This is a genomic window from Daejeonella sp. JGW-45, from assembly GCF_029360805.1.
Classification (GTDB): Bacteria; Bacteroidota; Bacteroidia; order Sphingobacteriales; family Sphingobacteriaceae; genus Daejeonella.
On sequence record NZ_JARKNC010000002.1, the window covers coordinates 36,188 to 56,782 of the forward strand.

Below are 20,595 nucleotides of genomic sequence, written 5' to 3' on the forward strand. Positions count from 1 at the left end.
GTGAATCACGACGAGCAATATGTGAACTGGCCGAAACGTGCCCTGGAGTTTATTTCCAGCCTCAGCGAGGTTAAGAAATATCACAACTGGCCGGCAATCATGGCCGAGAGTATGACTAACCTTAAACGTTTGTCAGGCGCCTCCTCCGTCATCGTTGTAAAGCAGGATGATGAGCTGACCGCACGTGTACTGCTGGCCGGTGAGGGTTATCCAAGCCTCGTCGAGCCGGAAGTGATCCGGCCCTTCGCCGGGCAGGAAAAGCCGGTCTACATTCAGCCGCCTTTTTCTGAGATCCACACCGGCCTCAAGGTTCTGATCAGGGAATGCCAGTCGGCCGCTGTTCTTCCCATTAATGAGCAGGCAATACAAGGCGTGATCCTGATATGCTGGGATAAAGCGACAGACTTTACACCCGACTTCCGGGAGTTCCTCGAAGCTGCACACATCCGCGTGCGCGAAACCTGCCGGCTTGCGAGCCTGTTCTATTCGATGGATGAACTTACAGTACGGTTCAACACCATTCTTCAAACCGTGCCGCAGGGTATAGCCTTTACTGATAACTCCGGAAATAACGGATGGGTAAATCATAAGGCTGCCGAAATATTTAATATTCCGCAGGGGCATGTGTCGCCGGTTGTACTTTCAGAAGCTATGCATAACCTCAGAGAGAAAGCGGATAACCATGCTGATATATTGGCTGAAGGAAATAAGCTTTTTCAGTCAAAAGACCAGGCTATCGACAACTGGCTGTGGAAATATTCAGACCCCGAACAGCTTGTATTATGCGTTTCGTCCCGCCCTACGGTAACCGACTACAGCAGCGGCAGATTATGGATCTTCGAGGATATTACCTTTAATTATCTTTCGGAGCAGCGCCTGAAAGACCTGAATATAGAGCTTGCAGAAAAAACCAAGCTGGCCGAAGAGCGGAACCTGGCAAAGTCCCAGTTCCTGGCTAATATGAGCCATGAGATCCGTACCCCGATGAACGGTGTGATCGGCATGACCAGTCTCCTGTCGCGCACGCGTCTCGACCCGGAACAGTTTGATTATGTGGAGTCGGTAAGGATCAGTGCTGAAGCTTTACTTGAGATCATCAACGAGATCCTGGATTTCTCAAAGATCGAATCCGGAAAGCTCGACCTGGAGGAACATCCCTTCCTGATAGCCCGCGTTATCGAGGAGACCTACGACCTGCTATCGACAAGGGCGCACGAAAAGAACCTTGACCTGCTCTACTTCATTGAACCGGAAGTTCCGCAGGAGGTTATCGGCGACATCACACGGATCCGGCAGATCGTAGTTAACCTGGTTGGCAATGCCATCAAATTCACCGAAAAGGGTGAGATACTGACCAGCATCAGGGTCAGCGGGAAGGAAGGCAACCTATACACCCTTGAATTTTCGATAAAAGACAGCGGTATAGGCATCCCTGCCGATAAAATGCACCGGCTCTTCAGTTCATTCTCGCAGGTTGATGCGTCAACCACTCGCAAATATGGTGGCACCGGCCTCGGCCTGGCCATCAGCGCAAAATTGATTGAGCGCATGGATGGAAAAGTATGGGTAAACAGTGAAGTTGGTGTTGGTACCACATTCAGTTTTACGCTTAAAGTTCAGGCTGCGACGCGCATCAAACAGTTTAACACGGAAAACATGCTTACTGACCTGTCCGGAAAGTCAGTCCTGATCGTGGATGATAATATCACGAACCTCTATATCCTCCGGAAGACCTGTGAGCTGTGGGGTATGCAGGCTCATACCTTCGAAAAGGGCAGTGAGGCGCTTCAGATGCTGGCTGAACGGAAGTTCGACATCGCCGTTCTAGATATGCTCATGCCTGAAATGGATGGCATTGAGCTTGCGAAAGAGATCCGGAAGATGAATACCACTATGCCAATGATTCTGTTCAGTTCGGCTGGCCAGTTTCCGGCTGAGCTTAAGGGTAACTCGGAGCTGTTTAGCGGAACCATAGGAAAGCCAATCAAGAACGAATACCTTAAAAAGATCCTGACTGAAACCCTGGCCGGGCGGAAACCTGAACGGCAGGGCCAGATGCTGGAAAGTAATATTCTGCCGCAAACAAAAGCGATGGACTCGAACGTCAGCATACTGGTTGCAGAGGATAACCTGATTAACCAGAAGATCATTACCCGCACCATCAATAACCTGGGCTATACCTGCGATGTGGTTTCGAATGGCCTGGAGGTGCTTGCCTCGCTCGAACGGCAGCATTACGATCTGATCTTCCTGGATATCCAGATGCCTGAAATGGATGGCCTGGAAGCTACCCGCCGGATAAGGAAGGACCATAAAGGCAAACAGCCGTTTGTCATCGCTATGACCGCTGCAGCCTACGACGATGACCGCCAGGCTGCCATCGAAGCGGGAATGGACGACTATATGACTAAGCCGTTCAAGTTTGATGAGTTTGCGGCTAAACTAGCAACGTGGACCTCAACCAGGTAGCGCCGGACCTAACCGGCTGGCTACCTGGTGTAGTGCGTCAATAGGTCAACGTGATCCCCCCTCCATAGCCCATATCACTGTCGTAATGGGTAGAAAGGGAAAAATATTTAGAGACGATATAGCGCAGCCCGCCCATATACTCCCTATCTGTGTTTCCCATCAGGTTCAGTCTTAATCTTGGAGTTAAAGGAAGGTCCTCACGCATCAGCTGGAAACGAAAATTCCCCTTGCTGTCTGCCCGCGCCTCTGCCACAACGTGCATTGGCAGGGTATATTGAAGACCTGCTACAAATGCTTTCCTGTTAGCCTGGTTGCTCATTTGCCCAAACATATTCTTTTCTGCCATTCCTCCCATACTGTTCCGGTGATAATCAAATCCTATAAAAGGGAACCACCATTGCATCCGGCCAATATACCGGCCAAAATATGTCTCCACTTCATTTCCGTGATCTTTCTTTAAGCCGAGCCGCCATTCTGTCGACAGCCTGAAACGGGTATTGGCCAGCATAAGTTCTCCGTCACTACCGTTACTTTCCAGGCCGACCGAGCCCATCAGGTGGAACATACGGTCATCCCTGAATAACCTGCGCTGTGCAAGTTTTGGGTTAGGCACCTCAGGATTAGGCGGTGAGTTTTCATATTTAAAGATCCTGCCCATCCCGCTCATCATGTGATACAGGATGTGACAGTGGAAAAACCAGTCGCCGCCAGGCTCGGTAGCGGCAAACTCTATCGTGTCACGTTCCATCGGCATAATGTCGATGATATTCTTCAACGGAGCATGATCACCCTGGTCGTTCAGCACCCTGAAATCATGGCCGTGCAAATGCATAGGATGCCTCATCATGCTATTGTTAAACAGGATTATCCGCAGGTTCTCACCCTTTTTGATCAGGATCTTATCCGATTCTGAAACGGTCTTGTTGTCGAGGGTCCAAACGTAGCGGTTCATGTTGCCCGTCAGGTCGAACTTCAATTCGCGCACCGGGCCCTTTGGCAAGCTTGTTTTCTCAGGCGCCCGGAGCAGATTATAGTTCAATGTGACCGGTTCTGCGGGGCTACTGTCGGAAGCGGTCATGTCATGACCCGCATGATGATCTGCAGGCGCCACCATCCCTGCTTCCGATCCGGGCATATTCATGCCTTCTGCTGTGTCAGGGTCCTTTTCCGGACCGGTAATTTCAGGATACATGACCGTATTCATGTCCATGATCTGGTTTTGCATGCGCATGCCTTCCATTTCCACCATGTTCCCCTTCATGTCCATCATGTCGTTCATCATCTTCATACCGGCAAAATATTTCAGCCGGGGTAATTTAGCTGCAGCAACCTTTTCTCCATCGCCGAGCCATAGAGACGTAGATTTAGTCCGGTCTTCGGCGGTAGCCAGGAACTCGTAGCTCTTGTTTTCGGGAATGGTTACCACCACATCATAGGTTTCCGAAACGGCAATGATAAGGCGGTCGACCTCTACAGGTTCCACGTCATTTCCATCAGTAGCGACAACGGTAATTTTACCGCCGGAATAGGTAAGCCAGAAATATGAGGATGCGCCCGCGTTTGCGATGCGAAGCCGCACCTTGTCGCCGGCCTTGAACTGTGGCTGCAGGTATTGATTCTTACCATTGATCAGAAACTGGTCATAGTACACATCGCTCACGTCCATGGCATTCATCCGTTTCCATTCATTGGTTACCTTGGTTTTAAAGTGACCGGCTTTTATAGCTTCAGAATAGCTTTGGGTACTCCCCTTCTGAACAGCAAACCAGTCGGTTGCAGCATGCAGGCTCCGGTCAACTTCCCTGGGATTCATATCGGTCCACTCGCTAAGAATCACCGGAATTGTAGGAATATCCCATTCCTCCCGCTTCAGCATAATGAATGCGCCGTACATACCGATCTGCTCCTGGAGACCTGTATGGCTGTGATACCAGTGTGTGCCATCCTGTATGATTGGGAACTTGTAAACGTGTGTAGCACCGGGTTTAATAGGCATCTGAGTAAGGTTCGGAACACCGTCGTAGCGGTTAGGCAGAAAAAGGCCGTGCCAGTGGAGGGAAGTTTCCTCCTTTAAACGGTTATGCACATGGATCTCAGCTGTATCACCTTGGGTAAATGTCAGCGTCGGCATTGGGATCTGTCCGTTAACAGCAATGGCCCGTCTCGCCTTGCCTGTGAATTTTACCGTGGTATCGGCTATATAAAGGTCATACCGGACTGTACGCGGCGGTATATTATTGGGGATCGTCTGCCGGGATCCTAACTTATCCTTTGCTGTTCTCTCCGCGCCGCCTGAGCTGTCTGCGTCGCTCTTTCCGGGTTCAGGGGCTGCAAATGTTAAATATATCTCATTTCCGGCATATAGCTTTTGCTGAAAGCAAAGCAGCACCACGAGTAATAATATTTTATTCATAATATCTGTCTTTAAATTTATTCCTGGCTACGCCAAGCCAGAAGAACAGCGTGCTGAAGGGTAAATTCAGCACGCGCTTTCTGTCAGCGTGTATCAGCGAAATTATTTCAGCGGTCCGACTACCTTGCCGCAGGTTAGCATGGCGCTTCCGTAATAGGGGTTTTTTATCGCTGCCGATGCACTGAGCCAGCTCGACTTGGTCATGGGACAATAGGCATGATAGACCGGATTGGCGTCTAATTTTTGTACCTTGGAAAGTGCTATTAAACTCTCCGAGAGCGCTGAGAAAAAGACGCGTTGCTTTTTGATGTCTTTCGTCCCGGCAATGTTTGAAGCGTCATTGATCAGAGCTTTCTTATTTTGCCCGGGCAATGAGCTGTCGGCAGTGACCGTTTCGATAAAGGCACTGGCTGTGGAGTTAGCCAAGTTCGCGTTTCCGCTGATTAAGGCATCTTTTATTGCATAGTAGCTGTTAATGGTATTTGGCCTTTCCTGGGCGGAAATGGTTTGACTAAGCGAAATTGCTGTAAAAGCAAGGATATAAAATAAAGTTTTCATGTGAATTTGATTTAATGTTTAAGCGAAAAATGTGTTCATGACAAGCCAGGCCCATCATGGAAAGCTCGGACAAAAAATCAGATCAGGAAACTCTGGATTGCTATGCGGGTATCAGCTATCGGAGGGTGATGATTCCGGACTAAATGCCGCTGATCGGAATTATGAAGCGGTACTGAAGCAGCACCGGGATTGTAAGCCCAGTTGGGGTTTAAGGTTATAAATAATGGCTGAAGATTGTAATTAACAGGCTGGGGATTTAGTTTATCCTTCTTTTCGAATTTTGCGGCTTCGTCCCTGCAACAATCTTCCGGCGTGCTATTTTCTGCACTATGCCTTTCCTGTGCATGTTGAGCTCCGTCATGGTTGCTTTCTATGCTCTTAAGGTGATGGTTTGCATTATGTGAAGACCCTGGATGCTTATGGCCTGGTCCGGGGTGTTTTGCCGGAGATGAGACCATAGATGTATGATGGTCCCGGTTATACCCCATATCCAATCCTGCTGCGCAGGCAAAGCTTAGCAGCGTATTCAGGGAAAATACGACAAGAAGAAAAAATGCTTTAAGCTGTATGGAAGGACTTTTTTTCACTGCTTATTCTATGCATCAAAAATAATGCTAAAAGCTGCCGGGGATTTACATAATTTAATGAAGATTTTATGTAATTCTAAGTTTTGGTGATTCCGGCAGCCTCATGGGTAGCAATTTGAGATGATCTGGTTAATCCTTCTTCATTATATACGCAAAGATATCCCTGACCTCCTGATCTTTTAAGCGATCGAGAGTGCGCTCAGGCATAACTGATGTGGGCAAGGCCTTCATCTCTTTGATCTGATCGGCAGAAAGTGTTATTTCTTTTCCGGCCTGTGTTTGGATGGTATGGGTGTTGCCATTACTGGCCGCAATCTTACCCTCGATAGTGCGCCCATCTGTTGTTGTAATGCGATGAAGGCCATAACCTTCTCTGATATCAGCATTCGGGTCAACGATATTCAGTAAAAAGTAATTTACATTTGAGCGTTCATAGCCAGTCAGATCAGGGCCTATCGTTCCTCCTTCATTAAACAGCCGGTGACAGTAGCCACAATTGACCAAATAGAGTATTCTTCCCTTTTTTGCATCCCCCGCTCCTGATTTGATCAACTTTGAGTATTTAGTTATGGCTTCGTTCTTCTCAGACGAAGTTGCTAACTTCACATTCGGCCAGTATTTGTCAACTGAAGCGGTGATTTGGGGATCATTCAGCAGTTTCAACCTGCGCGCAACCTGATCAGATATATCACTCTTGCTTATCTTTTTCGTTTCTCCGATAGCAACAAATAACTGACGTGCCCAGCTTGCCCTGCTGGCAAATAAATCTAATGCACCAGTCCGGACACCGACGTCTCCACGAAATTGAGGATATGCATTAACTACCCGCAAACCAATTTCATCAAGGTTATAACGCTGCAAGGACTGCAGTGCAGCTTCTTTCATCGCACCGGAAGATCTGCTGTTTTCAATAACCTTTAACAGAAAAGGAACTGATTCTGGTTGATTCGTCTGACCAAAGATCGTGATATAGGACAGGCGATGATCAAGCTCTGCATTCTCATCAGCAATCACAGCCAATGCTTTTTTCACAGCATCAGCATCTCCCTGGCGGATTCCCAGGGCCAGGGGAGCTCCGAAAAGTTCGGATTGGTAGGGTTGAATTGCCTTCGTTAGCTCTGCGGATAATCCAATAGCATCTCTGCCCCGGAGTCCTTCACGCAAGCCGGCAATCAGTATTTTAGCGTGAGCTTTTGATGGTGCAAGACTGATCAGCTTTGAAGCGGCGTTATAATTCTCATCTCCCGCCGCCATGATGTAGCGCTGCATCAATCGCTTTAACAAAACATTCTGAACGAGCTTTTTCTGCCAGATTAACCGGTCCTCAAACATGGAAACGATCGCGTCCCGGTCAGACTCAGCTTTGGCTTCAATTGCCCACCAGATCAGCAAAGGAATATCCGGATCATTAACATCATCCTGATTCCTCAGGAGATTCCCGATAACCGGTATCGCAACCTGTCCGGGTAATCTTTTTGCACTTGAAGCAAGCTGGCTTTTTACTGTCAGGCTTGTTTCTTTTGCAGCAAGCTGGATAAGCTGGCTGGATAATGCCGCTGAGATTTTCGTTTTGTCGCCCAAAATACGGACAGTCCATTCTCTTACGTATTGATCGGGATGATTCAGGCCAAGCCCCGCGATTTCGTCACTCAGGCCCGCACTTAGATTGATCGCCCAAAGGGCTTCCAAAGCCAGATCATTATTCCCTGACTTCAATAATGGTTCTAGTTGAGGAACAAGCGACTTGTCTCTTCTATTGGCAAATTGCAGCAATGCCTGCTGACGGAACCATTTATTATTATTCCCCAGTAATTCGATTAGCTGATCGTTCGAATATTTACTCAGATCAAATTTCGGGTTAGCTGCAGGAACACCTTTAGCCCTCAGCCGGTATACCCTGCCGGAGCTCTTATGCCAGGTATCACGCGGATCGACATGTGAAAGCCGGCTATCATACCAATCGGCAATATAAACCGCACCATCGGGGCCAGCTTTGATATTTACCGGTCTGAACCAACGGTCGCCGGTTTCAATGATCTTTCTTTCATCCACATTCCGAAAGGTCGAACCCTTTGGCTCAAAGCGGCTTAGCTGTACATTATTAAGCAAGGGATTCACAGCGATCATTTTACCTTCATAGGCTGCCGGCAATTTGCCTCCTTCATACCTGATCAGGGAATGCGTAAAGCGGACCTTCGCTCCATCCAGTTCCATATTATCCAGGTTTCCGAAGGTATATGGGTTAGTATAAGGGCCATGTTTGCCCAAGCTCCGGGGATAATATCCACCCTGCTTGTAATAGGGCCCGCGATCTGATGCATTATTTCCCGAGTACAGTCTTCCTTTACTGTCAAATTCGATATTAAACGTATTACCCCCTCCTTCGGCAAACACCTCGAAAACCTTAGTGTCCGTATTATATCTCCAGATAACCTGTCCGGAAAAAGCAATATTTTTAGAAACTGCAGAACTGATATTAGCCGTCGTTGTACTTCCCTGTGCGCCATAAAGCCACCCATCTGGTCCCCACCGCAAGCTATTGGCTACAGCATGGGTATCCTCCAGGCCAAAGCCGCTTAAATGTACTTCGGGTTTTCCATCAGGAATCCCGTCAGCATCCGGATCTCTGTATGAAAGCAGGTAAGGCGGATTCAATACCCATATTTTGCCTCTCCCGGTTACCACACTGGTTGCAATATTAAGTCCCTTTATCGCATCGGTTGATTTATCATACGTTCCATCTCCATTGGTATCTTCAAAGACGGTAATTTTATCCGCCCCCCTGACACCTCCCGGAGGCGCTGAAGGAATCTTGTCAAATTTCACTCTCAGGAAATTATCCACGCTAACCACCTTTAGGTCTTTTGGATAAGGGTATTGATGATACTGTACTACCCAAAGACGGCCCCGGTGATCGAAACTAAGTTCAACAGGTTGTACTATTTCCGGTTCAGACAATACCAGGTCCAGGCTAAGGTCATCCGGATAACGAAAGTCAGAAAGTGCTTTCTCAGGCTCAGTGGGCTGAGTTGAATCTGTAAGGGCTCCAAGACCTTTGAAAGCTTCCATGTAACGTGCTACGTCTTCATTGGCAGCTACATCGTCTATTTTGAGCGCTTTGGATTCCTGATAGATCCTGCAGGCCTGCAGGCCCGCAAACAGTAATAGCATTGAGTAAAGCAGTTTCTTTTTCAGACTCATACGATTTTCATTGGTGTAATTCGGGAACCTATCTGCCGGTTGATAAATTCTGCGTCAATTTTTTAAACTATTATACTATTATTTGTCCACTGGCCAATTAAACTGCTGTTTAATAAACTCAAAAGTCCCTTTAGCATTAATTTCATGTCCGCCATTAAAATACTCTATTTTGGTCTTATGCGGTATCTTTAATTTATTGTAGAGCCGGTTTACTTTTGAATATTCGAAAGCAACCCATTCATCAATCCCCACCCCATCATCATGACCCCGTTCAACCATGAAAGCCCTTGGTGCAATCATGGCAGCCATTTCTCCGTAATTAAATGTTCTGCCAAGGTTGAAATCAAACATTTCATATTCCGGGGCGAACATATAACTGTTTGGCCAGTCGGTGGTTGCATTTTTCCAGATCCATTCATTAAAGTCCCCGGAGGCAATGGTAAGACTGTAGCGGTCCAGAAGCGAAGGCACACGTATCGCCACTTTTCCACCCCAGGAAAGTCCGTAGAATCCTATCCGCTGAGAGTCTACCCATGGCTGTGCTGTCAGCCAGTCCAGAATACGCTCATGCTGATTTAAAATAATAGAAAAAACAGATAAACCCAATGGATTAGCTTTACGTTGAATTGCCCGGTAGTCATGCCCCCCGCGCCATGGAAAGTGCGGCACAAATACTATATATCCACGCTCTGCAAGCTGTGCGGCAAACCCTTTGTAAGTCTGATTACTTTTATCAAGCAAATCTTTTGGCAGACCTTCCCCCCCATGCTGAGCAATTATTACCGGCCGTTTCTCTCCAGACCTGAGGTCTTTGGGAAGCAATAGATAGCCCCAGGCATAAATATCGGGCAATACGTCGAGTGTTACCTCATAACCTGTCCATTTAGCTTCATTCAGAATCTGCCGGGAACGTGGATTCAAATCAATCTGACCCGGAGGAATGCGTCCGATAACATTAGTCCAGAAATATTCCCTGAAAGGTTTCATACTTTCACGCCATGCCTCCGGACTTTTTATGGAGGTTTTATGCCAGAAAAACTCGTCTCTAACATGACGGGACGACTGGATTAACTGCTGCGTATACTGCTCCAGCTGTGAAAGCTGACGAAGCTGCCGGTCATCTGGATTAACCTTTGCCAGTACATTTAAAGGAGTTTTGCCACTGGGTGATAATGATTTTATTTCTGGCCTTAACTGCTTTAGGAAAATGAGCAGGCTTTGTTCATTAACAGGCTTTGTTAACTTCTCCTGATCATGAATAAAGTGAATCGACGACTTAAACGAACCGGTTAATTGCTGCGCCCTGTTAACTTCCGAGTTTACATCAGCAAATGAAGCAGTAACAATTTTACCCGGAGCTGCTGAAGCACGCAGACGGACTGGCCCCGGCAGAGCCAAAGGCGGACCCTTTATATCCGGAGACCCGGAATATTCTATTATCAGGCTTCTGGGAGCAATAAGACCCGCAATCTCCGCATCACCGAATTCACGTAACAAGCCAAATAAATTCCGGTAAATTGGCTCCTCCCATAGATTTTCACGTTTGCCGAAATAACCACTAACCAGGGTTACATCTATATGTGTATCGAGTGCGGCGCTATAAAATCCAAGCAGGGCACCTTCACCCCATCCCAGAACTCCTATTGGTGCATCAAATTCCTTATTCTGACGGTCAAACCAGTTGACAACTGCCCTGATCTTTTGCACTTCATACCCGATTATATGGCGGCCAAAAGTGTAGGCCTGCCGGTAGATCCATTCGCGGTGAGGCTGATTAGTAAAGCGGTCCAGCCGTAAACTGCCCGAACCTGTGGCTGCACGATCGATTAAGGCAGGGATGATTACCTGGCATCCGTTTTCAGCCAAACGCCGCCCATATTGAAGTTCAGAAGGTAAGCCTGGCATTATTCCGGCAAGTAACTCCGGAGTTTGATCCGCATCGGGAATGGCTACTACCCTTGCCTTGACAACTCCTCTGGGTTGAAGCAAGATACCTTCGCCATAGATATCTCCATATACATGCCAGCGAACGGCGTAGGCAATAAAAGATTCAGTCTTAACAATTTCAGCGGGCTTAGAAACTGATGAGATGTACTCCATCTCCATGTCAGGCATCAAAGTATCTGCAACACCAATTATTTCAGCCAGGCGTTTGCGGTTTGGTAAAACTGATTTTTCATACGCCGCAGGATTGGAAAAATCAGTCTTCCAGAATTTCGCCCGCCCCTGAATCGAAGCAGATAATTCCCTGTCAAGGAACTTGCTGATCCCCGTTACCATCATAGAAGATAAATCTCCCTTTTCAAGCAAGAGAGTACTTCCCCGAAGGCTCCCGTCGGAGTTTTGAAAAGTATTGTTTTGTGCAATGCCTGGTGAGCTAAGACAGGCAAAAAATAGAAACAAAAGAAAATTTATGAATTTACTGATCATAACTTTGTTTAGTTGTTTAAGATTATTGAGGGGTTTCAATAGAATATTTCTATGGTGTTATCCTCGAGCTTGTACTCCTGTCAATTTGGAGACGATTAAATATAAGATTTTAAATTATTGCTAAACGTTTTTAGTGATAATCATAACCGACCTGCCGCCGGCAAGAATTAAATACTTGATAGATTTAATTTTTGTCCCTAGATTCACTTTAATATGCGGAACTTCGAGAAGCTTTCTGATCAGGAACTTTCTGTACTGCTTGTTAAAAGCGATAATGGTGCATTTGAAGAGATCTTCAACCGGTACTGGTCGTCTTTGTACTCCGCTGCCTTTAAACGTGTAAAATCACACGAAAAGGCCGAAGAAATTGTCCAGGACCTTTTTACCCTGCTGTGGTCTAAGAGGGAAAGCATCCAAATTCACACATCCCTTGCCGGTTATCTTTTTACCGCTGTTCGTTACCTGGTGCTTAACGATATCCAGAAGGAATCGGTTAGGGAATCATATAAAGTTTCCCTCGGTCAGGCGCAGGAATTTGATAACTCTACCGAGGATACGGTACTTCTGAATGAACTGAAGAGAAACCTTCAAAAGGAAGTGAACCATCTCCCCCCGCAATGCCGCTCGGTATACGAGCTCAGCCGTAACCATCACAAGATAAACCGCGAAATTGCAGAACTGCTTGGCATCTCCGAGAAAACGGTTGAAGGGCATCTCACAAAAGCTATAAGGCAGCTAAAGGTCCGGCTCGCGATATACAGCGCCGGCATCCTCATCCTGGTCCTCTCATTAACCGGGGTCTAAGCCCTCCCGGCTTCCTGTACATTTCCAAATTATTTTCATGTTAAGCAAGGGTTAAGGAGGAGTTAACTGTCTTTATAGACGTAACCCTAAGAATCGTATGACAAAAAAGTCATTATTGCACGAAGATGCTTTGCAGAAATTAGTTAAGAAATACTTAAATGATGAGTGCAGCCCGCAGGAGATCGAGACGCTTAATAATTGGTATAACTCATTTGATAAACATCAGGATCCGATCGAGGGCCTGACCGCCGAACAGGTACAGCAGCTTAAAGAGCGCTTAATGTCCCGCATCAGGAAGAATATCGCAGTCGGTTCCTATTCAGCTCCGGCACCCCTTCGCCGCAATCCTGGCCCGGCGAAATTAGTGTACCTCATTACCGGCATTGCAGCTATGGCTTTACTGGTAATGGGCATATTCCTTTCGAGGAACGAGCAAACTATACCAGCTCTGAAATCAGCTTCGGCAAATATGGTGATCTCCAATACAAGCAAAAGCATCAGGAGGGTGGCGCTTGAAGACGGGAGTATTGTATGGCTGAATCCGGACAGCAAGATTGAATATCCGGAGAAGTTTACGGCGGCGAGCAGGGAACTCCGTATGCAGGGAGAAGCTTTCTTTGAGGTTGAACCCGATCTCAAGAGGCCATTTATAATTTACAGCAATGATATGGTCACCCGCGTTTGGGGTACCAGTTTCCTGGTGCGTGCAACTGAAGGCATCGCCGGCGAAGTGTCGGTAGTAACCGGAAAGGTCTCCGTTCGCCTGAATCAGCAGGATGATAATTCGGCCATCATGCTCATGCCCGACGAGAAAGTTACTTTCATAAAAGCAGCTAATGTGTTAAAAAAAGAAGGTGAAGCTAAAAATTCTGCTGTACGTATCTGGCAGAAAACAACCCTTTCCTTCGATAATATACCCCTGAGAGAAGTATTATCAACACTCAATAAAAAATTCGGTGTGGATATCAGCACGGAGGACAAAGCCCTGCTCAGCTATTCTTTAAAAGCTGACTTTACGGATCAGAGCCTTCCGGCGATTTTAGAAATGCTGGAAAAATCCCTGGACTTGAAATATGAAATAAACGAACGCAAGATAATCTTAAACGACTAACACCAAAACCATTCATGATTAACAATACAAAACCAAATTAAGCCAGACACCCGTAGCCAAATGCTTCGACCCGGCGACAGGTCCTATACCTGGCCGGTTTAACTGAATTATCTCATTCTAACAGAAAAAAACGATGATCTTATGAAAATTCATTTACAAAAAAGTTTTACATGGTCCAGAATTATGAGGAATACACTAAGACAGCTATGTATAGCACTCGTATTCACTGGGGTATCTTTCGCGAAAGAAACCAGTGCCCAGGCTGTATTGGATCGACCGGTAACTATTGCGGTTGACGATGACAGGCTGGAAGTTGCATTGCGAGCACTCGAACAAAAGGCAGATGTTAAGTTCGTGTATAGCAAGAATGTAATCAAGATCGACCAGAGGGTTTCTCTTAATGTTACCAGCCAGAAATTAGGCCTGGTACTCGACAGGCTCCTGAATACCAACGGAATATCTTACGAGGCATTCAATGACAGGATCGTCCTTGGAAGGAAGGCTGTCAAAATTCCTAACACAGCGCTGACGACCAGAACTGTTTCTGAAGAAGCACAGTTCAGGGTTAGCGGCAAGGTGGCCGATAGCAAGGGCCTGGCCCTGATCGGCGTAAGCGTTAAGCTAAAGGGCACCCAAACAGCTGTAAGCACGGACGCGAACGGCCAGTATTCGCTTACCCTTCCCGACGGCAGCGGAACATTGGTCTTTACTTATATCGGCTACGTAACCCAGGAAGTTGCAGTGAATAACAGGATCACTATTGACGTAAGCCTGGCGGAAGATTCGAAATCTCTTGAGGAAGTGGTTGTTGTAGGATACGGAACGCAAAAGAAAGCTAACCTGACCGGTTCTGTTGATGTCATATCGGGTGAGCAATTAGCTAACCGGCCTGCTGCAAAAGTCGCGGATCTGTTAAAGGGTGCGTCCCCGAACCTTAACATAACCCTAAACTCCAGAGGCGGCGAGCCAGGTGCAGGCAGTAACTGGAATGTCAGGGGTGTTGGTTCGATCCAGGGCAGTTCGGCTCCCCTGGTGCTGGTTGACGGAGTTGAGATCGACCTGAACAACGTCGATCCTGAATCTGTGGAGAGTGTTTCGATCCTGAAAGATGCTTCGGCGTCAGCAATTTACGGATCACGTGCACCATTCGGTGTTGTTCTGATCACTACAAAAAAGGGCAGTAAGAGCGATAAGATTAATGTCCAGTACAATAACAACCTGTCCTCGGCATCCCCGATAAGGGTGGCCAGCCAGGTTAACTCGCTGACCTGGGCGACAGCTTATAACCAGGCTAACGCGAATGCGGGCTTAACGCCGGTATATGCCGATGAACAGATGGAACGGATCAAAGGCTATCTCGCCGGAACATTTAAGACCGAGTATGACCCTGCCAACCCGATCAATAATATTTTTGCCGGCAGGCGGAACGGAAACGCGAACTACGACTGGGCACAGCTCATGTATAAGGATGCCTCCTTCAGCCAGAAACATAATATCAACGTTTCAGGGGGAAGTGAGAATACCCAGTATTATATCGCAGGTGGGTTTTCTGACCAGGAAGGCCTTTATAACTACGGTTACGACATGTACAAGAGATATAACTTCCTGACGAATATCTCTTCGAAGGTTACCAACTGGCTGAGTGTCAATTCGAGTTTAAAGTACGCAAAAAGCCGTTCTGACTATCCTTTGGGTATTACTACCGTGGGCCGCGACCATACATTTGGTGAGTTCATCACCTGGTCGCCAATGACGCCTATGTACAATATTAACGGAAGCATTCAGAACCCGCTGATCAGGATGATGCAGGATGGCGGAAGGGACAGAATGGAAACTAATGATTTCCTCATAGCCGCCGGCGGCGAGCTGCAACCTGTAAAGGGCTGGAAAACCAATATTTCCTATAATCACAACCTCCAGACGGACAGAGGCACTGTAAATCCGATGCCTGTTATGGTAGAACTCGGAAACGGCGCCTTCGGAAATATCGGTAAACCGGCCTCAAGCTACCAGGCAATTTTTTCCCAGCCTTCTTATTCCCTGTTTAACGTGGTTTCTGCTTACGAGAAGAACCTGAATAACCACTACTTTAAACTACTGGCAGGATATGAACAGGAAGAAAAATCTTTCTCCAACCTCAATGCAACCAGTACAAACCTGATCACTACAGCAGTGCCGTCTATCAGCACATCTTTAGGTGAGAAAACTGTTGACGATCAGTTATGGCACTGGGCAACACAAGGTATTTTCGGTCGTCTGAACTATAGTTTCAAGGAGAAATTCCTTGTAGAACTTAGTGCGCGCTATAATGGTTCTTCCCGCTTCGCAGAGGATTCGAGATGGGGATTTTTCCCGTCAGCCTCAGCAGGATACAATATTTCCCGCGAAAGCTTCTGGGAGCCGATACAGTCTTATGTGAACATGTTCAAGATAAGAGGCTCTTACGGTGCACTGGGTAATCAGAACGTAAGCAATTACCTGTACCTGTCTACAATCGGCGTTTCTCCCGAGTTAAACTGGATCCTTGACGGACAAAGGCCGCCGTTTGCAGTTGTGCCGTCCTTATTAAGCGAGGACCTAACCTGGGAAACTATCACCACCCTCAACCTGGGCTTTGATGCAGGTTTGCTTAATAACCGCCTGAGCCTGGTGTTTGACTGGTACAGCCGTGAAACAACGGATATGATCGGCCCGTCGGAAACACTGCCATACCTTCTCGGGGCAGCCACACCTTTCCGCAACAATGCATCATTATCGACTAAAGGTTTTGAAATAGCGCTTAGCTGGAACGACCGGATATCATCTGATCTTTCGTATAATGCGAGGATCAGTTTAGGCGACAGCAAGTCGACCATTTTAAGTTACACGAACCAAAAGGGCCTTATCGATACCTGGTATAAGGGTAAAGAATTCGGTGAGATCTGGGGATTTGAAACGGATGGTCTGATCCAGACCCAGGGTGAGCCTATGGCTGACCAGTCGAGGTATTATCCAACCTGGGGTCCTGGCGACATGAAATACAAGGACCTTAATGGCGATGGCAGGATCAACGACGGCACCAGGACGGTAAATGACCACGGCGACCTCAAAGTGATCGGCAATACCTCGCCAAGGTACAATTACGGGCTTAGCGCAGGCCTTAACTGGAAATCTTTCGATTTTAATATGTTCTGGCAGGGTTTGGGCAAGCATGACTACTATCCACATGCTTCTTCCGCGATGTTCTGGGGAATGACTACCGGCTTCGGATCATCGTCGATCCTGAATAACTCGCCTGCTCTTGACTACTGGAGGCCGGCTAATGAGACCAACCTTCTAGGTCCGAATACGGATGCGTATTTTGCCAAGCCTTATTTTACCGCGCAAACCAATAAGAACCGCCAGGTGCAGTCGCGCTACCTGCTTAACGGAGCTTACCTGCGCTTAAAAAATATCAGCTTTGGCTATACACTTCCGCAGAAATATGCTACCAAGCTGTTCATGCAGAAAGCCAGGATCTATATGTCGGGCGAGAACCTGCTGACTTTTACGGGCCTGCCTAAGACTTATGATCCGGAGACTGTATTCGCAGCAAATCTGAGCGCCAACACCCCGGGAGCTACTTATCCACTTTCCAGATTCCTGATCATGGGACTTAATTTAACCTTCTAAGAAATTATGAAATCTATAAAAATAATCATCAGTTGCGTAGCGTTGGGAGCACTCCTGACCGGATGTAAAAAGGATTTTCTGCAGCGGGCGCCTGTAGATGAAGTGACTTCGCTGGATTACTTTAAGAATCCGGAGGAGCTTAAGACCTATGTAAATCAGTACTATAACAACACCTTCTTTCCAAGGTATAATAACCACGGAAGTGACTTCGATAGCGATAACCAGGTAAGGCTAAATATTGACCAGCGCCTGGAAGGAACACGCACCGTAGTAACCAGCGGCAGCATTGGCTTCGGAAATGTCAGGAGCATCAATTACTTTTTTGACAATTATAAAAAAGTTGAGCAGGGTCATACCCTGGATAAATACAAGCAGTACCTGGGTGAAGCGTATTTCTTCCGCGCTGTAAACTATTTTATGCTGCTGGAAACGTATGGCGACATTCAATGGATCAGCACCGAGCTTAAGACCACCTCTCCTGCCCTTTACAAACCGAGGGATCCAAGAAGCCTGGTAGCAGATAATATCATTGCGGCGCTTGACACAGCTGCGATGTACCTGACAGAGGATAAAACTACCGGTGCAGGCCGTGTTAACAAGTGGATGGCTCTGCTGATGCAAAGCCGCGTTGCTTTATTTGAAGGTTCGTGGGAAAAATATCATGCAGGAGGGCCTTTTGCCGTAGCTAACGCGCAACCGGCTAAATATTTCAACAAAGCTGTTGAAGCTGCAGGGAAGATCATGGCTTCCGGAAAATATGATATCTATACCACCGGCAACCCTAACTCCGACTATAAAGACCTGTTTGCCCTGCAGGATTACTCCTCCAATAAGGAGGTTATGTTCTGGAGAAAGTATGACAATGAGCTTTCCAGGGGAAATTCGGCTTTTGTTAATGACCGGAACTTCAGGATGGAAACTCCGTCAGGAAATACCATTACCAAACAATTAGCTGATTCTTACCTGATGACGGATGGGAAACCGATTACTAATAACCCGCTCTTTAAAGGTTATACTACCTTAAAGGTTGAAGGCCAGAACCGTGACCCTCGATTCTTCCAGACTATTGCCTCGCCGGATGATGTATGGAAGATCTCTGCGGGCGCGCCGAATAAGATCTGGAAAGAAGTTTATGATAAGCTTAATACTTCGGCAGATTATAATGCCCCTACCGGCTATGTGGTTTTAAAAGGCTATAACCCGAACCTGTTGTACCATGTGCAGCAGTACGAGGAGACTCCTTCCATTATTTACAGGTACGCAGAAGTTTTGCTTAACTACGCTGAAGCGAAAGCTGAACTGGGAACCCTGACGCAGACTGATATCAATAATACGATTAAGAAGCTTCGCGACCGGGTTGGCATGCCGAATTTAGATCTTGCCAGTATCACTCCTGACCCGGCATGGGACTTCCCTGCACTTTCACCCCTGATCAATGAGATCAGGCGCGAACGCCGCGTTGAGCTGGCCCTGGAAGGTTTCAGATTATCAGACATTATGCGCTGGGCTGGTGCCGACGAGCTGATAACCGGCAAACGGCCCAAGGGCTTCCTTGCTTCACAGGTTACAACGAATAAATTCCCGGTTGATAACAATGGGTTTCTTGATCCGTTCAAAAATATTGTACCTAACGGGTATGGATTTATACTTGGACGCGATTACCTGAATTCGATCCCTCAAAGTGAGATCGTTTTAAACCCCGCCCTGAAGCAGAACCCGGGCTGGCAATAATTCATTGCATTAAATAACGAAAGGGCAAACAGTTTGACTGTTTGCCCTTTTTGGTTTATAAGAATTCAATGAGCAGGTTATTCAATAGCTACCTTATACAGCGGATCTTCCATGATATTCACTTCGATCACCGACTCAGCATTTTTCAGCAGTGCCCGGCAATCCTGGCTAAGATGGCGCAGGTGAAGCTTTTTCCCTGCGTTTGCATAACGCTCGGTCAGCCGGCTCAAAGCCTCTATCCCACTCATATCCGCTACGCGGCTTTCCCTGAAATCAACGATAACTTCTTCAGGATCGCCATCCACATCAAACTTTTCATTAAAAGCCGCTACAGAACCGAAAAATAAGGGGCCGTAGATCTCGTAGTGCCGGATGCCCTGCTCATCTGTATATTTCTTTGCGCGGATACGCTTGGCGCTTTCCCAGGCAAATACCAGGGCCGAGATGATCACGCCAATAAGTACAGCCAGTGCCAGGTTATGGAGCCAGATGGTAATGGCGGCGACCAGTATTCCCACAAAAATGTCCTGCTTGGGCATTTTATTTATAATACGGAAGCTGGCCCATTCGAAGGTGCCTATAGCAACCATGATCATAACGCCCGTTAAAGCGGCCATCGGCACCCGTTCTATGATTGGCGCGCCGAAAAGTATAATTACCAAAATCGTCAGTGAAGCTATGATACCCGATAACCTTGCCCTGGCACCGGCGGAGAGATTTACAAGCGTCTGGGCGATCATGGGACAACCGCCCATACCGGAGAGAAAACCGTTGGCAATATTGGCTGCCCCCTGGGCGACACACTCCCTGTTACTGTTTCCTTTTGTACGGGTGATCTCATCGACCAGATTAAGTGTCAGCAGCCCCTCGGTAAGCCCCACTGCAGCCATTATCAGTGCATAAGGGAAAATGATCTGCAGGGTTTCCAGGGTAAATGGCACCATCGGGACATGAAAGGGAGGAAAACCACCGCTGACAGAAGCTATATCCTTAACGGTCTTTGTATCAATATTAAAACCCATTACCAGCAGAAAGACAACAATAATTGCTACCAGCGAGGGCGGGACAGCTTTGGTAACTTTAGGCAGCAGCAGCACTATAGCGATCGTTAACAGCACTAGTCCCCCCATGATCATCAGGGGCGTGCCGCTCAGCCAGTTTGCCTTACCATCGACCACCGTCTTGAACTGCTCAAGCTGCGCGGTAAAAATGATTACCGCAAGGCCATTTACAAAGCCATACATTACCGGTTGCGGCACCAGGCGGATAAATTTTCCGAACTTAAATATACCTACCAGTATTTGAATTACACCCGCCAGGGCAACAGCAGCAAAGACATATTCAATGCCGCTGGCCTTCATAAGTGCAATAAGTACAACCACCGTTGCGCCAGCACCCCCCGATATAAGTCCCGGCCTGCCGCCGAAAATAGCGGTGATCAAGCCCATGATAAAGGCTGCGTACAACCCGGCAAGGGGTGGAAACCCGGCAAGGATCGCAAACGACAAAGATTCGGGCATCATAGTCATAGCCACGGTCAGCCCTGCCAGTACCTCGTTCTTATAATTAACCTTCTGCGTAAAATCGAATAGATTGAGATATGCGTTCATTAGAGAAAATCTGACCAGTTGCCCGAAAGT

Annotated in this window: 11 protein-coding genes; 5 read left to right on the top strand and 6 right to left on the bottom strand. The window is 47.3% G+C overall.

Annotated features, from left to right (window positions below):
* Window positions 1-2,469 carry a response regulator gene (locus P2W76_RS03525; RefSeq protein ID WP_276346112.1) on the top strand — a complete coding sequence of 823 codons (2,469 nt, stop codon included), beginning with the start codon at window positions 1-3 and terminating at the stop codon, window positions 2,467-2,469.
* Between the two features lie 37 nt (window positions 2,470-2,506).
* On the opposite strand, the gene P2W76_RS03530 is transcribed toward P2W76_RS03525, so the two are convergent.
* The 5 genes from P2W76_RS03530 to P2W76_RS03550 all read right to left on the bottom strand — a co-directional run bounded on the left by P2W76_RS03530 (window position 2,507) and on the right by P2W76_RS03550 (window position 11,658).
* Window positions 2,507-4,882 (bottom strand): multicopper oxidase domain-containing protein, encoded by a 2,376-nt coding sequence (locus tag P2W76_RS03530; RefSeq protein WP_276346113.1) that lies wholly within the window; start codon window positions 4,880-4,882, stop codon window positions 2,507-2,509.
* Between the two features lie 102 nt (window positions 4,883-4,984).
* A complete protein-coding gene (locus P2W76_RS03535) occupies window positions 4,985-5,440 on the bottom strand; it encodes a DUF3347 domain-containing protein (RefSeq protein WP_276346114.1) in 456 nt (151 codons plus the stop codon).
* A 77-nt stretch (window positions 5,441-5,517) separates the two neighbouring features.
* Window positions 5,518-6,027 (bottom strand): hypothetical protein, encoded by a 510-nt coding sequence (locus tag P2W76_RS03540; RefSeq protein WP_276346115.1) that lies wholly within the window; start codon window positions 6,025-6,027, stop codon window positions 5,518-5,520.
* A 129-nt stretch (window positions 6,028-6,156) separates the two neighbouring features.
* Window positions 6,157-9,228 (bottom strand): c-type cytochrome, encoded by a 3,072-nt coding sequence (locus P2W76_RS03545; RefSeq protein WP_276346116.1) that lies wholly within the window; start codon window positions 9,226-9,228, stop codon window positions 6,157-6,159.
* Between the two features lie 78 nt (window positions 9,229-9,306).
* Window positions 9,307-11,658 carry a dienelactone hydrolase family protein gene (locus P2W76_RS03550; RefSeq protein WP_276346117.1) on the bottom strand — a complete coding sequence of 784 codons (2,352 nt, stop codon included), beginning with the start codon at window positions 11,656-11,658 and terminating at the stop codon, window positions 9,307-9,309.
* Window positions 11,659-11,871: 213 nt separating this feature from the next.
* Here P2W76_RS03550 and P2W76_RS03555 point away from each other — a divergent pair, with 213 nt between their 5' ends.
* The 4 genes from P2W76_RS03555 (at window position 11,872) to P2W76_RS03570 (ending at window position 18,955) form a co-directional block, all read left to right on the top strand.
* A complete protein-coding gene (locus P2W76_RS03555; RefSeq protein WP_276346118.1) occupies window positions 11,872-12,462 on the top strand; it encodes an RNA polymerase sigma-70 factor in 591 nt (196 codons plus the stop codon).
* 97 nt (window positions 12,463-12,559) lie between these two features.
* A complete protein-coding gene (locus P2W76_RS03560) occupies window positions 12,560-13,573 on the top strand; it encodes a FecR domain-containing protein (RefSeq protein WP_276346119.1) in 1,014 nt (337 codons plus the stop codon).
* Between the two features lie 183 nt (window positions 13,574-13,756).
* The gene (locus tag P2W76_RS03565; protein WP_276346120.1) at window positions 13,757-17,224 is read left to right on the top strand and encodes a TonB-dependent receptor; all 3,468 of its coding nucleotides are present in this window, start codon (window positions 13,757-13,759) and stop codon (window positions 17,222-17,224) included.
* 6 nt (window positions 17,225-17,230) lie between these two features.
* Window positions 17,231-18,955, top strand: coding sequence for a RagB/SusD family nutrient uptake outer membrane protein (locus P2W76_RS03570; RefSeq protein WP_276346121.1), 1,725 nt, complete (start codon window positions 17,231-17,233; stop codon window positions 18,953-18,955).
* Window positions 18,956-19,032: 77 nt separating this feature from the next.
* Here the strand turns inward: P2W76_RS03570 and P2W76_RS03575 are convergent, their stop codons facing one another.
* Window positions 19,033-20,565 carry a SulP family inorganic anion transporter gene (locus P2W76_RS03575; RefSeq protein WP_276346122.1) on the bottom strand — a complete coding sequence of 511 codons (1,533 nt, stop codon included), beginning with the start codon at window positions 20,563-20,565 and terminating at the stop codon, window positions 19,033-19,035.
* Window positions 20,566-20,595 lie beyond the last annotated feature (30 nt).

Bases quoted from the DNA above. Each gene is read 5' to 3' on its own strand.
- P2W76_RS03530 (WP_276346113.1), bottom strand. From the start codon at position 4,882: ATGAATAAAATATTATTACTCGTGGTGCTGCTTTGCTTTCAGCAAAAG.
- P2W76_RS03535 (WP_276346114.1), bottom strand. From the start codon at position 5,440: ATGAAAACTTTATTTTATATCCTTGCTTTTACAGCAATTTCGCTTAGT.
- P2W76_RS03545 (WP_276346116.1), bottom strand. From the start codon at position 9,228: ATGAGTCTGAAAAAGAAACTGCTTTACTCAATGCTATTACTGTTTGCG.
- P2W76_RS03550 (WP_276346117.1), bottom strand. From the start codon at position 11,658: ATGATCAGTAAATTCATAAATTTTCTTTTGTTTCTATTTTTTGCCTGT.
- P2W76_RS03555 (WP_276346118.1), top strand. From the start codon at position 11,872: ATGCGGAACTTCGAGAAGCTTTCTGATCAGGAACTTTCTGTACTGCTT.
- P2W76_RS03560 (WP_276346119.1), top strand. From the start codon at position 12,560: ATGACAAAAAAGTCATTATTGCACGAAGATGCTTTGCAGAAATTAGTT.
- P2W76_RS03565 (WP_276346120.1), top strand. From the start codon at position 13,757: ATGAGGAATACACTAAGACAGCTATGTATAGCACTCGTATTCACTGGG.
- P2W76_RS03570 (WP_276346121.1), top strand. From the start codon at position 17,231: ATGAAATCTATAAAAATAATCATCAGTTGCGTAGCGTTGGGAGCACTC.
- P2W76_RS03575 (WP_276346122.1), bottom strand. From the start codon at position 20,565: ATGAACGCATATCTCAATCTATTCGATTTTACGCAGAAGGTTAATTAT.